The sequence below is a fragment of the Terrabacter sp. RAF57 genome, from assembly GCF_052113925.1.
Classification (GTDB): domain Bacteria; phylum Actinomycetota; class Actinomycetes; order Actinomycetales; family Dermatophilaceae; genus Terrabacter.
The window spans coordinates 83,804-95,707 of sequence record NZ_JBFRDT010000010.1; the positions used below are offsets into that span (position 1 = coordinate 83,804).

Here is an 11,904-nt window from a genome sequence, read left to right on the forward strand (position 1 = left end):
CTAGGAGCGGGCGCACGGGGGGCGAGGGTGCGACGTGTGGAGATCGTGTGAAGGCCGGCCGGGCCCACACCGGCCCGACCGGCCGCACCCACCCACCACGGTGGCTCAGATGAAGAGCAGCTGCGCGCCCTCCGTCAGCTCGATGAAGTCCGAGGCCGAGATGATCCCCTCGACGTCGTCCCGGAGGTCGCCCTCGGTCAGGTGCTGCATGTCCGCCGACATCCGGCAGGCCCACAGGTGCCCGCCCGAGCCGACGATCTGGTCGAGGAACTCCGGGACGTCGGGCACGTCGAGGTCGGCGATGGCCTTCTTCATCTGCGACGTGGCGAGGTGCGTCATCCCGGGGATCCCGCCGAGTCCCTGCGGCAGGTGCGTCGCGGTGTTGCCGAGCATCGTGAACTTCAGGTCACCCGAGGTCTTCTTGTTGATCATGTCGAAGCCCCAGAAGGTGAAGAAGAGGTGCGTCTCGACGCCCTCGCCCAGGGCCGCGTTGGCGAGGATGAGGCCCGGGTAGGCCATGTCGAGGTTGCCCTTGCTGCAGATGATCGCCAGTTTGCGGCCCTGCGACTCGGGCGCGTCGAACCTCGGCACGAACGGGGTGGTCTGGTCGGCGTGCGTGGTCATCACACACATCCCTTCGGCTTGGGGAGCCCCGCGACGTAGGCCATCTTCTTGGCCGGCTTGCCGGGGAAGAGGTCGAAGAGGGACTTGATCGGGGTGCCGGTCTGCGTGCTGACGCGGCGGAGGGTCGCGGTCTCGCCCTGGTGGGCGAAGTCGTCGCGGAGGAAGCGGACGAGCTTCCAGTGGTCGGCCGTCAGCTCGATCCCGATGAGCCGGGCGAGCTCGGTGCCGAGGTCGTCGGACCACTGGTCGGGACGGGTGAGGAAGCCCTCGTCGTTGACCTCGACGGCTTGGCCGGCGATCGTCGTGGTGGGCATGGTGACGCTCCTTGTGTGTGTCTGGTCGAGCTCAGGCGGCGGGGACCTTCCCCGCCATCGACATCTGCGCGGGCAGGCCGAGAGGTCGTCCGGGGAGCAGGAGGTTCCAGTAGATGTGGCGGAAGGCGAGCTTGCCGACGTGGTTGGCCCGCGACTCCTTGAGCAGGGTCATCGGACCCAGGTGTGGCAGCGGGAACGTGCCGGTCAGCGGCTCGGTGTCGTAGTTGAAGTCGAGGAGCATCGCCTTGCCGCCACCGGACTCGACGAAGCAGTTGGCGTGCCCGTCGAAGGAGTGCGTCATGGCCTGCCCGCGAGCGTGCTCGACGAAGTTGTCGACGAACACCTCGACGGAGAAGTGCGCGACGGAGCCGGCCTTGGAGGTCGGGATGGTGCTCGCGTCGCCGAGGACCCAGATCGCCGGGTGCTCGGTCGAGCGCATCGTGTGCTTGTCGACCGGGACGTAGTTGAGCTCGTCGCCGAGTCCCGACCGGGCGACGAAGTCGGCGCCCATGTTGAGCGGGATCGTCACGAGCTGGTCGTAGGCGACCTCGCGCTCGTCGTAGGACACGATGACGCGCCGCTCCTGGTCCACGTGCTCGACCATGAAGTCGGTCTCGAGGGTGATCCCCTTGTCGGCGAGCAGGTGGCCGAGCTCGCGGCTCGCGACCGGCTTGGTGAAGGCGCCGTCGAGCGGGGTCACGTAGACGATCTCGGAGCGGTCGCGCAGACCCCGGCGGCGCAGGAAGTCGTCGGCGAGGAAGGCGAACTCGAGGGGCGCCACCGGGCACTTGATCGGCATCTCGGTGACGTGCACGACGAGCCGGCCGCCCGAGAAGCCGGCTAGCGACTCGCGGAGCGCCAGGGCGCCGTCGTAGGTGTAGAACTCGCCGACGCTGCGGTGCCACTCGGCCCCGAGCATCCCCGGCGTCTGGTCGGGACGGGGGCTCGTGCCGGAGGCGATGACGAGCTCGTCGTAGACGAGGGTGCGCCCGTCGAGGAGCGACACCTCACGGGCCTGCTGGTCGACGCGGTCGACGTCGCCGAGCACGAGCTCGACCCCCTCGGTGATGAGCCCGTGACGGGTCCTTCTGACCTGCTCCGGCTCGATGAGCCCGAAGGGCAGGAAGAGGTAGCCCGGCTGGTAGTCGTGCAGGTCGTCCTTGTCGACGACGGTGATGCGCCACTCGCTGGTGGGGAGGCGGTGCCTCAGCTTGTTCACGACCATGGTGCCGGCCGTGCCCGCTCCCAGGACCACGAGGGTTCTCATGGTGGTGGTCATGCTCCAAAAGTACCCCCGCGGGTATCAGGAGCGCTGTGAGCCACCAGACAGAAGGACTGTGAGGTGCGAGACAAAGGCTTGCCTCACAAGCGATTTCGCCGACATCGCTGTCAGCCGGACCCCAGTCGTCAGTCGGTCTTGAGCCACCGACCGAAGAGCCGGGTCACGAACGGGAGGAAGACGTAGGTCATCCACGGCGTCGCGAGCAGGGTCGTCACGAGGACGCGCAGGACGACGGGCCAGTCCCCGCTCCACGACGAGAGGAGGTACGACAGCGCCAGACTGGTCGGGAAGAAGGCGATCCAGATGACGCTCGCCTGCTTCCAGCGCGGCGGCGCAGGCGGTCCCACCGGTCCGGTCGCCCCGGCCTCGTGCACCGACGACGACGCCGGCTCGTCGAACCAGCCCTCGATGCCGGTCCGGTACTCCGTGCGGCGGTGCTCGACGAGGTCGGCCGCCGAGCGCAGCCACCGCAGCCGCTCGGGCGACCGCTCCCACGTGTCGAGGTGGGCGCGCGAGTCGAAGCGGTAGAGCATGTGCCAGTCCTCGGTGCCGGACCGCACCCATCCGGCGCCGAGGAAGCCCTCGAAGTGCTCGGCCATCGAGGTCCCGGCGTGGACCCAGGCCTGCATGAGCAGCTCGTCCTCGGGGGCCACGCGACGGGTGATCGAGACGGTCAGGGGGCCGTCGACCTCGGCAGCGGCCGGCGTGTCGGTGCTCGTGCTCATGGGACTCCTCCTGGGGTGGGTCCGGAGCGGCCGGTGACGGCCCCGGAACGCGACGATGCCGGCCGCCCCGGAGGGGGCGACCGGCATACGTCGTCGTGATGCGCGGGTTCTGCGCTACGCGTGCCGCGAGGGCACGAGTGGGGTCAGGACCTCACTGGCCGACGCGGAAGCGCGCGAAGGACGTCGCCGTGGCGCCGCCCTCCTCGAGCACCTTGCCGACGGTCTTCTTGGCGTCCTTGGCGAAGGCCTGCTCGAGCAGGACGTTCTCCTTGAAGAAGCCGTTGACGCGACCCTCGATGATGCGGGGAAGGGCAGCCTCGGGCTTGCCCTCCTCCTTGGCCGTGGCCTCGGCGACGCGACGCTCGTTCTCGACCGTCTCGGCCGGGACCTCCTCGCGCGTCAGCACCGTGGGGCTGAACGCGGCGATGTGCATCGCGACGTCGCGACCGACCGTCTCGTCGCCACCCTCGAGCGCGACGAGGACACCGATCTGCGCGGGCAGGTCGGGGCTCGTCTTGTGGAGGTAGGACACGACCTTGTCGCCCTCGAGGCGCGCCACGCGGCGGACCTCGATCTTCTCGCCGATGGTGGCGTTGGCCTCGTCGAGCAGCTCCTGGACGGTCTTGCCGTCCTCGAGCGTGCTGGCGAGGAGCGAGTCGGCGTCGGTGGCGCCGGCGGCGACGGCCTGCGTGAGGACCTGGTCGGCCAGGGCGATGAACTTCTCGCCCTTCGCGACGAAGTCGGTCTCGCAGTTGACCTCGACCAGGGTGCCGACGCCGTCGGTGGCCGAGGCCGCCACGAGACCGTTGGAGGCCGAGCGGCCCTCACGCTTCGTGACGCCCTTGAGGCCCTTGACGCGAAGGATCTCGATGGCCTTGGCGCGGTCGCCCTCGGCCTCGTCGAGGGCCTTCTTGACGTCCATCATGCCGGCGCCCGTCTGCTCGCGCAGCGCCTTGATGTCAGCGGCGGTGTAGTTCGCCATGCTCTGTATCGCTCTTTTCGTCAGTGGAGATTGACTCGTGTGGTGCGGCTGGTGCGGAAGACCGTCAGGCCTTCTCGGCACCGGCCGTCGCCTCGGCGGGGGCCTCGGTGGCCTCAGCGGCCGGAGCCTCAGCAGCCGGAGCCTCAGCGGCCGGAGCCTCCGTGGCGTCAGCGGCCGGAGCCTCGGTCGCCTCGGTCGCCTCGGTCGCCTCGGCGGCGGGGGCCTCGGTGGTCTCCGTGCCGGCGGCGGCGTCGGCGTAGAGCTCGCGCTCCCACTCGGCCAGCGGCTCCTCGGCCTGCGCGTCGCCACCGGACTTGCCGGACGAGCGCTGGACGAGACCGTCGGCGACGGCGTCGGCGATGACCCGCGTCAGCAGCGTGACGGAGCGGATCGCGTCGTCGTTGCCGGGGATCTTGTAGTCGACCTCGTCGGGGTCGCAGTTCGTGTCGAGGATCGCGATGACCGGGAGGCCGAGCTTGCGCGCCTCGTCAACGGCGAGGTGCTCCTTCTTGGTGTCGACGATCCACACGGCCGAGGGGACCTTGGCCATGGTGCGGATGCCGCCCAGGGTGCGCTCGAGCTTGATCATCTCGCGCTTGAGGATGAGCAGCTCCTTCTTCGTGTAGCCCGAGCCGGCCACGTCGTCGAAGTTCAGCTCCTCGAGCTCCTTGAGGCGCGTGAGGCGCTTGGAGATCGTCTGGAAGTTGGTGAGCATGCCACCGAGCCAGCGGTGGTTGACGTACGGCATGCCGACGCGCGTCGCCTGCTCGGCGATGGGCTCCTGGGCCTGCTTCTTCGTGCCGACGAAGAGGATGGTGCCACCGTGGGCGACCGTCTCCTTGACGAAGTCGTACGCGTTGTTGATGTACGTCAGCGACTGCTGCAGGTCGATGATGTAGATGCCGTTGCGCTCGGTCATGATGAAGCGCTTCATCTTGGGGTTCCAGCGACGGGTCTGGTGCCCGAAGTGGACGCCGCTCTCGAGGAGCTGGCGCATGGTGACGACGGCCATGCCGTGTTCTCCCTTGGTTCGATGTTGTCAGTTGTGCGTGGGCGCCGACGCCCGGCGGTCACGTCACAGACGTGGCCCGGCAGGCGGCATACGACCTCACTCCTGGCGCCTGACGCACCCCGCCCCGCCGCGAACGGTGGGGACTGCCGTGGTGTGACCCGGTCCGGCGGACCGGCAGAAGACGCGCGAATTACGGTCCGTGCGACGAGCACACGGGACCGCCGACCATCGTACGTCCTGACCCGGGTTGTGGAGAAATCGTGGCGACCCGACAGAATGGCCCGCATGGCGCACTGGGTGGAGACGATCCCGGCCTTCGTCGTCCTCTCGGTGGTGCTCTTCCTGCCCGGCTGGCTCGTCGTGCGCGCCCTGGGCGCGCGGGGTCTCGAGGCTCTCGCCGTCTCCCCGGCGGTCTCCGTCGGCATCATCGCCGTCTGCGCGACGCTCGCGCAGCGGGTCGGGGTGCGCTGGGGGCTGCTGCCGCTCGTCGTCGTCACGGCGATCGCCGTGGCCGTCGCCTGGCTCGGGATGCGGCTCTTCGGCCGCCACGACCCGGAGCTCGGCGCGGCCCGCCGTCTCCTCGGCCGGCCGCGGCCCGACGCGGTCGTCGCCATCGCCATCGGGGCCGTCCTCGCGCTCGCCACGATCCTCCCGGCGATCGGGCGACCCGACGAGCTCGTCGACTCCCCCGACGCCGTCTACCACCTCGGGCGCATCAAGACCTTCCTCGAGACCGGCAACTTCTCGATCGCCAACCCGACCTTCTACCCCAACGGCTTCCACTCCTGGATCGCGACCAGCCTCCTGCCCGGGGTCGCCGACGTGCTGCCCGGCACCAACGTCGCGACGATCGTGCTGGCGGCCCTCGTGTGGCCGGTCGGCTGCGTGGCCCTCGTGCGCCACGCGCTCGGCACCTCCCGCCTCGTGACGTATGCCGCCGGGTTCGCCTCCGCAGCCTTCATCGCCTTCCCGACGATCCTCCTCGGCTGGGGCGTCCTCTGGCCCAACCTCATGGCGACGGCGCTGACCCCCGGCGCGCTCGCCCTGATGCTCCAGGCCGCGCGGTCCGGGCGCATCGGGCAGTGGCTCGCCTTCGGCGCCGCCCTGCCGGGCCTCGCCCTGATCCAGCCCAACGCGCTCGTGGCCCTCGTGCTCTTCGCGCTCGTCTGGTTCGTCACCGCGAGGGTGCGGGCCGGACTGCTGCACCACGTCTCGTGGTGGGTCGTCGCGCGCGACCTCGCGATCGTCGCCGTCGTCGGTGTGGCCGGGCTCGTGGCGGCTCCCGTCGTGTCGGCCCAGCTGGCCTCGACCCAGTCCTACGAGTGGAAGGACCGGGTCTCGGTCTGGACCGCCCTCGTCGAGGTCGTCGGCGGCCGGCTGCAGATCCCCGACGTGCTCTGGGGTCTCGTCCTGCTCATCGCCCTCGGGATCGGCTGGATCGCACTGCGCGCCAGGGCCGCCCTGCCGGTCGTGGCCATGTGGAGCGCCGTCGTCGTCCTCTACGTCATGGCCGCATCGTCGACGATGTCGTGGACCTCCCTCATCACGGGCTACTGGTACAACGACAAGGTCCGGCTCGCCTCGCTCGCCGCCGTCCCCGGCGTCGTCCTCGTCGCCGCGGCCGCCCCGGCCCTGCGCGAGCTGCTGCGCAAGGTGCCCGGCCTCGGGTCGCGGCCCGTCGTCGTCGGGCTCGTCGCGGTGCTCGTCATCCCGGTCCTCACGCTCGGGCTCAACGGCGCCACCCGCGAACGGATGCTCACCGGCTTCTTCCAGCCGGACGAACCGAAGAAGGTCATCCTGTCGTTCGAGGCGCAGGACTCGCTGCGCCGGCTCAACGCCCTCATCCCTCCCGGCGAGGGCGTCGTCGGGCGCCCCGAGAACGGCTCGCCGCTCATGTGGCCGCTCTTCGGGACCAACACCCTCTACCGCTCGATCCCGATCCCCACGACCGGCGACGAGATCGTCATCGGCACCGGCTTCGACGACATGGCGAACCGGCCGGACGTCTGCGCCGCCATGGCGCGCCACGACATCCGCTGGGCCATCGACTCGACGCACGTCTACTGGCTCGACCGCCCGGAGCGCTCGTCCGGGCTCAAGGACCTCGCACACGTGGACGGCGTCGAGCCCGTGCGGACCGACGGCGACTACACGCTCTACCGCGTCACCGGGTGCGGGCTGGGCGCCGCGGCGGCCTCCTGAGCCGGCCGGACGGCATACGCCTCGGGTCTGCCTCGCCGACTCGTGGACGGCGCGTAACACTCTCGGCCCGCCCGCGATGGTGGGGGTGGAGATCCCACACGGACCCCCTGACCGGGTGGGATCTCCACTCACGTCCGCGGCAAAGGACCCCTCCACAGCCGCCGCAGGGCGCAGAGCCCCCGCCCGGTGCCCCGGCGGGGGCTCTCCCCCGTCCTCGGGTCGGTCGTGGCTACGCTCGGAGCCATGAGCTCGCCGCTGATCTCGCGCATGCAGCCCTTCGGGACGACGATCTTCGCCGAGATGTCGGCGCTCGCGACCCGGACCGGCGCCATCAACCTCGGGCAGGGCTTCCCCGACACGGACGGGCCCCGCGAGATGCTCGAGGCGGCGAAGGCTGCGATCGACGGCGGCCGCAACCAGTACCCGCCGGGGCCGGGGGTCCCGGAGCTCCTCGAGGCCGTCGCCGCGCACCAGCAGCGCTTCTACGGGATCTCGCTCGACCCCGCGTCGCAGGTGCTCGTCACCGCCGGTGCGACCGAGGCGATCGCGTCGGTCGTCCTCGCCCTCTGCGAGCCGGGCGACGAGGTCGTCACCTTCGAGCCCTACTACGACTCGTATGCCGCCACGATCGCTCTCGCGGGAGCGACCCGTCGCACGTCGGTGCTCCGCTTCCCCGACTTCGCGGTCGATGAGGTGTCGCTGCGGGCAGCCTTCTCCCCCCGGACCCGTCTCGTGCTGCTCAACACGCCGCACAACCCGACCGGCAAGGTCTTCACGCGGGCCGAGCTCGATCTCATCGCGTCGCTCGCGCGCGAGCACGACGCCTGGGTCGTCACCGACGAGGTCTACGAGCACCTCGTCTTCGACGACGCCGAGCACGTGCCGATGGCGACCCTGCCGGGCATGGCCGACCGCACCATCACGATCAGCTCGGGCGGCAAGACGTTCTCGGCCACCGGCTGGAAGGTCGGCTGGCTCTCGGGTCCCGCCGAGGCGGTCGCGGCGGCGCGCACCGTCAAGCAGTTCCTCACCTACGTCGCGTCCGGACCGTTCCAGCCGGCCGTCGCCCTCGCCCTCGGGCTCGGCGACGAGGTGTATGCCGGCCTGCGGGACTCGCTCCAGGCCAAGCGCGACCTGCTGTGCTCGGCGCTCGAGGCGTCGGGCCTGCAGGTCGCCCGCCCGTCGGGCACGTACTTCGTCATCGCCGACGCCGCTCCGCTCGGTGCCGTCGACGGGCTGGAGTTCGCCCGCCGACTGCCGGACCTCGCCGGGGTCGTCGGGGTGCCGGTGTCCGTCTTCCACGACGACCAGGAGGCGGCGCGCACGTTGGTGCGGTTCGCCTTCTGCAAGAAGGACGAGGTGCTGCTCGAGGCCAGCCGCCGCCTCGCCGCCGCCGGCACCCGAACCGCCTGACCGCCCCAACGCCCGCCCAGTCGAGTGAGCGCCCCGTCCCACACGAGTGAGCGCGCAATCACACTCGAGTGGCCCCGCCGTCACACCTGACCCAGTGGAGTCAGCGGCCGGTCCTACTCCACTCGAGTGGCCCCGCCGTCACACCTGACCCTCACGTGACGGCCTTTCCACAGCCACCGGGCGAATGGGCTGGTCATCCACAGGCAGACGAGGACACGTCGCACGACTGCGGTTGCGGGACGAGCATGACGGGATGTCCATCGGGTCAGCACTGCTCAGCGCCGTGCTTGCCGTTGCGTCTGTGGCCGGGGCGAGTGCGGCGCCGTTCGCCCCCGTGGGCATGGCGGGTGCCCGGCCGGCCACTCAGGTCGCGTCGAGCCCCTCGGCTGCTCGGTGGGGGTGGCCGTTCGACCCCGAGCCCGAGGTGGTGCGGCGCTTCGACCCGCCCGACCAGCCGTGGCTGCCCGGCCACCGCGGCGTCGACCTCGCCGCCACGGTGGGTCAGCCCGTCCGGGCTCCGGCCGCGGGGCGCGTCTCCTGGAGCGGCGTCATCGCCGGACGTGCCGTCGTCGTCGTCGCGCACGACAGCGGCCTGAGGAGCACCTTCGAGCCGGTCGCCGCGGTCGCACCCGTCGGCACCGCGGTGGGCCGCGGTGACACCGTCGGCGTCCTGACGGGAACCCCGGGTCACTGCGCCCCTGGCACCTGTCTGCACTGGGGCGTCCTCCGGGGCGAGACCTACCTCGACCCGCTGTCGTTCGTGGGCCGGGCGCCGGTCGTCCTGCTCCCGCTCACCTAGGAGCCACCGGCCCCCGGTCACGCTCGAGGATGGGCCTGCTCGTAGCTGCGGCGGAGCCGGTCGACGGAGACGTGTGTGTAGATCTGCGTCGTCGCGAGGCTCGCGTGGCCGAGGATCTCCTGGACCATCCGGAGGTCCGCGCCGCCCTCCAGCAGGTGGGTGGCGGCGCTGTGACGCAGGCCGTGCGGACCGAGGTTCGGCGCATCGGGCAGGTGCGAGAGCAGTTCGTGCACGGCGGATCGGACCTGCCGTGCGTCGACGCGCCGGCCCCGGCGTCCGAGGAAGAGCGCAGGTCCGGAGTGCTCACCGACGAGCCTGGACCTGACCGCCAGCCACGCCTCTATGGCACGCGCTGCCGGGGCACCGAACGGCACGATCCGCTCCTTGGCGCCCTTGCCCATGACCCGCACGACGCCCTGTGCCAGGTCGAGGTCGTCGATGTCGAGCGCTGCGAGCTCCCCCACGCGGATGCCGCTGGCGTACAACAGCTCGAGCACCGCGCGGTCGCGCACGTGGATCGGATCCTCGTCGTCGGCTCGGGTGGCGGCGAGGTCGAGCATCTCGCTGGCCTCGCCCTGACGAAGGACGGCGGGGAGCGTGGCGTGCCGCTTGGGTGCGACGAGGCGCAGGGACGGGTCGGTGGGGATGCGACCGGTGTGTTCGGCCCACCGGAGGAAGGTGCGCGCGGACGCAGCGCGGCGCGCGATCGTCGCTCGGGCAGCGCCGGCGTCGGCCTGGACCCCCAGCCACGCTCGCAGGTCCCCGATGCGCAGGTCACCGATCTCGTCGATCCCGCGCGTCGCCGCGAACGTCATCAGGTGCCGGACGTCGCCGAGGTAGGCACGCCGCGTGTGGACCGAGCGACCCCGCTCGGCGCCGAGGTGACGGGCGTATGCGTGGAGCAGCTCGGCGTGCTGCTCGAGCACGTCCGGCACCGCCTTGACCACATCCGTCACTCCCGCACCATCGCAAAGCGCCGGTGGTTAGGCAAGTACCGCACCGCGTCGGGAGCGACGTCCCGGGCTCGAGTCCGAGGCGCGCCCTCCTCGAGTGAGACCGGGCGTTCACTCGAGTGGCCGCGTGACCCGACCCGTCACTGACCGCCTCGGGACCCGTGTGGCGGAGCGGCCACTCGAGTGGGACCGGGCGCTCACTCGAGTGGGACGGAGCGCTCACTCGAGTGGCCGCCTGACCCCACCCGTCACTGACCGCCTCGGGACCCGTGTGGCGGAGCGTTCACTCGAGTGGGATTGCGCGCTCACTCGAGTGGGACGGAGCGCTCACTCGAGTGGCCGCGTGACCCCACCCGCCACTGACCGCCTCGGGACCGCCTGGCGGAGCGGCCACTCGAGTGGGACTGCGCGCTCACTCGAGTGGGACTTGGCGCTCAGTCGGGCTTGGCTGGGCGGGGCTGGGGGCGTTTGCGCCAGGTGCCGGCCGACTCGGTCACGAGGCCCTGCCGCTCGAGGCGTCCGAGCGCCGCGCGGACCGTGAGCGGCGCGAGGGCGACCTGGCGGACGACGGCGTCGAGGGTCAGGCCGGAACGGAAGGGCACGACCTCGAGGACCGAGGCATCGAGAGGTGGCAGGTCGTCCTCCGGGCGGACCGGCCCGCGGACCGGCTCGCACGCGTCGTCGCCGAGGTCGCCCACGAGGTCGATGACCTCGTCGGCACTCGTGACGAGGACCGCCCGGCCGTCGCGGATCTCCTGGTGACAACCGGCCGACGTCATCGACGTCGTCGGACCGGCACGGCGCCGACGTGGCGGCCGGCCTCGATCGCGTGCTTGACGGTGTTCCGCGAGCCGGAGCGCAGGTCGGCCTCGACGACGATCGTGCCGCGCGTCATCCCGGCGATGAGCCGGTTGCGGGCGAGGAACCGTGACTTCATCGGGGCCGAGCCGGGGGCCACCTCCGACACGACGAGTCCGTCGCGGGCGATCCGTGAGATGAGGGTGGCATGCGCCGAGGGGTAGGGCCGCTCGACCCCTCCGGCAAGGACGGCGATGGTCGCTCCGTCGACGGCCAGGGCACCGCGGTGGGCACTGCCGTCGATGCCGAACGCGGCGCCGGACACGACGCTCCATCCCCTCCGCGCGACGCCGGCCGCGAGGTCAGCAGCGACCTGCTCGCCGTAGCCGGTGGCGGTCCGGGAGCCGACGATCGCGACGGAGCGCTCCACCGTCTCGGCAAGGTCGAGTGGTCCGCGGACCCAGAGGCAGTAGGGCGGTACGGGGATCTGCGCGAGCCGCTCCGGCCACTCGTCGTCGCCGGGCACGACGACCCGCGCGCCGACCTTCGCCGCGATGTCGAGGTCGCGCTCGGTGTCGAGGGTGGCCAGCCGGGCGCGGAACCGGGTCAAGGTGCCCCGGCCGGCGCGGATGCGCTCGAACGTCCCGACGGCCCCGAGCTCTTCGACGAGACCGGGCACCTCCTGGTCGCACGGCTCCGCGAGACGCGACAGCGCCGCTCGGGCGAACCGCTCAGCGTCCACGGCGCACCCCCGCCGTCGAGACCACGCGACCGTGAGGCGCCCAACGGCGCCGGCCTTG

12 protein-coding genes are annotated in these 11,904 nt (G+C 71.4%); 3 read left to right on the forward strand and 9 right to left on the reverse strand.

Features of this window, described 5'->3' with window-relative positions; translation table 11 throughout:
- Positions 1-105: 105 nt before the first annotated feature.
- The 6 genes from AB4Y83_RS13015 to rpsB form a co-directional block, all read right to left on the reverse strand.
- Positions 106-624, reverse strand: a complete 519-nt coding sequence (locus AB4Y83_RS13015) for a DsrE/DsrF/DrsH-like family protein (RefSeq protein WP_442297135.1) — start codon at positions 622-624, stop codon at positions 106-108.
- Entirely contained in the window at positions 624-938 is a 315-nt protein-coding gene (locus AB4Y83_RS13020; RefSeq protein ID WP_442274826.1) for a TusE/DsrC/DsvC family sulfur relay protein, read from the reverse strand. Before AB4Y83_RS13020 ends, AB4Y83_RS13015 begins: the two co-directional genes overlap by 1 nt.
- 31 nt (positions 939-969) lie before the next feature.
- A complete protein-coding gene (gene sqr, locus AB4Y83_RS13025) occupies positions 970-2,217 on the reverse strand; it encodes a type III sulfide quinone reductase, selenoprotein subtype (protein WP_442297136.1) in 1,248 nt (415 codons plus the stop codon).
- Between the two features lie 128 nt (positions 2,218-2,345).
- Complete coding sequence (locus tag AB4Y83_RS13030) at positions 2,346-2,945, reverse strand: antibiotic biosynthesis monooxygenase (RefSeq protein ID WP_442274828.1); 600 nt, start codon at positions 2,943-2,945, stop codon at positions 2,346-2,348.
- Positions 2,946-3,096: 151 nt separating this feature from the next.
- Positions 3,097-3,927, reverse strand: coding sequence for a translation elongation factor Ts (gene tsf / locus AB4Y83_RS13035; RefSeq protein WP_442274829.1), 831 nt, complete (start codon positions 3,925-3,927; stop codon positions 3,097-3,099).
- Positions 3,928-3,991: 64 nt separating this feature from the next.
- On the reverse strand, positions 3,992-4,939 hold the full coding sequence (rpsB, locus tag AB4Y83_RS13040) for a 30S ribosomal protein S2 (RefSeq protein ID WP_442274830.1): 948 nt from the start codon (positions 4,937-4,939) through the stop codon (positions 3,992-3,994).
- Between the two features lie 285 nt (positions 4,940-5,224).
- Here rpsB and AB4Y83_RS13045 point away from each other — a divergent pair, with 285 nt between their 5' ends.
- The 3 genes from AB4Y83_RS13045 (at position 5,225) to AB4Y83_RS13055 (ending at position 9,353) form a co-directional block, all read left to right on the forward strand.
- Complete coding sequence (locus AB4Y83_RS13045; RefSeq protein WP_442297137.1) at positions 5,225-7,141, forward strand: DUF6541 family protein; 1,917 nt, start codon at positions 5,225-5,227, stop codon at positions 7,139-7,141.
- A gap of 243 nt (positions 7,142-7,384) precedes the next feature.
- On the forward strand, positions 7,385-8,554 hold the full coding sequence (locus tag AB4Y83_RS13050) for a pyridoxal phosphate-dependent aminotransferase (RefSeq protein ID WP_442297138.1): 1,170 nt from the start codon (positions 7,385-7,387) through the stop codon (positions 8,552-8,554).
- A 253-nt stretch (positions 8,555-8,807) separates the two neighbouring features.
- The gene (locus tag AB4Y83_RS13055; RefSeq protein WP_442297139.1) at positions 8,808-9,353 is read left to right on the forward strand and encodes a murein hydrolase activator EnvC family protein; all 546 of its coding nucleotides are present in this window, start codon (positions 8,808-8,810) and stop codon (positions 9,351-9,353) included.
- Between the two features lie 17 nt (positions 9,354-9,370).
- Here the strand turns inward: AB4Y83_RS13055 and AB4Y83_RS13060 are convergent, their stop codons facing one another.
- The 3 genes from AB4Y83_RS13060 to dprA all read right to left on the reverse strand — a co-directional run bounded on the left by AB4Y83_RS13060 (position 9,371) and on the right by dprA (position 11,846).
- Complete coding sequence (locus AB4Y83_RS13060; RefSeq protein ID WP_442297164.1) at positions 9,371-10,300, reverse strand: tyrosine recombinase XerC; 930 nt, start codon at positions 10,298-10,300, stop codon at positions 9,371-9,373.
- 440 nt (positions 10,301-10,740) lie between these two features.
- Positions 10,741-11,085 (reverse strand): hypothetical protein, encoded by a 345-nt coding sequence (locus AB4Y83_RS13065; protein WP_442297140.1) that lies wholly within the window; start codon positions 11,083-11,085, stop codon positions 10,741-10,743.
- Positions 11,082-11,846 (reverse strand): DNA-processing protein DprA, encoded by a 765-nt coding sequence (gene dprA, locus AB4Y83_RS13070; protein ID WP_442297141.1) that lies wholly within the window; start codon positions 11,844-11,846, stop codon positions 11,082-11,084. Before dprA ends, AB4Y83_RS13065 begins: the two co-directional genes overlap by 4 nt.
- Positions 11,847-11,904 lie beyond the last annotated feature (58 nt).

Bases quoted from the DNA above. Each gene is read 5' to 3' on its own strand.
- AB4Y83_RS13015 (WP_442297135.1), bottom strand. From the start codon at position 624: ATGACCACGCACGCCGACCAGACCACCCCGTTCGTGCCGAGGTTCGAC.
- AB4Y83_RS13020 (WP_442274826.1), bottom strand. From the start codon at position 938: ATGCCCACCACGACGATCGCCGGCCAAGCCGTCGAGGTCAACGACGAG.
- sqr (WP_442297136.1), bottom strand. From the start codon at position 2,217: ATGACCACCACCATGAGAACCCTCGTGGTCCTGGGAGCGGGCACGGCC.
- AB4Y83_RS13030 (WP_442274828.1), bottom strand. From the start codon at position 2,945: ATGAGCACGAGCACCGACACGCCGGCCGCTGCCGAGGTCGACGGCCCC.
- tsf (WP_442274829.1), bottom strand. From the start codon at position 3,927: ATGGCGAACTACACCGCCGCTGACATCAAGGCGCTGCGCGAGCAGACG.
- rpsB (WP_442274830.1), bottom strand. From the start codon at position 4,939: ATGGCCGTCGTCACCATGCGCCAGCTCCTCGAGAGCGGCGTCCACTTC.
- AB4Y83_RS13045 (WP_442297137.1), top strand. From the start codon at position 5,225: ATGGCGCACTGGGTGGAGACGATCCCGGCCTTCGTCGTCCTCTCGGTG.
- AB4Y83_RS13050 (WP_442297138.1), top strand. From the start codon at position 7,385: ATGAGCTCGCCGCTGATCTCGCGCATGCAGCCCTTCGGGACGACGATC.
- AB4Y83_RS13055 (WP_442297139.1), top strand. From the start codon at position 8,808: ATGTCCATCGGGTCAGCACTGCTCAGCGCCGTGCTTGCCGTTGCGTCT.
- AB4Y83_RS13065 (WP_442297140.1), bottom strand. From the start codon at position 11,085: ATGACGTCGGCCGGTTGTCACCAGGAGATCCGCGACGGCCGGGCGGTC.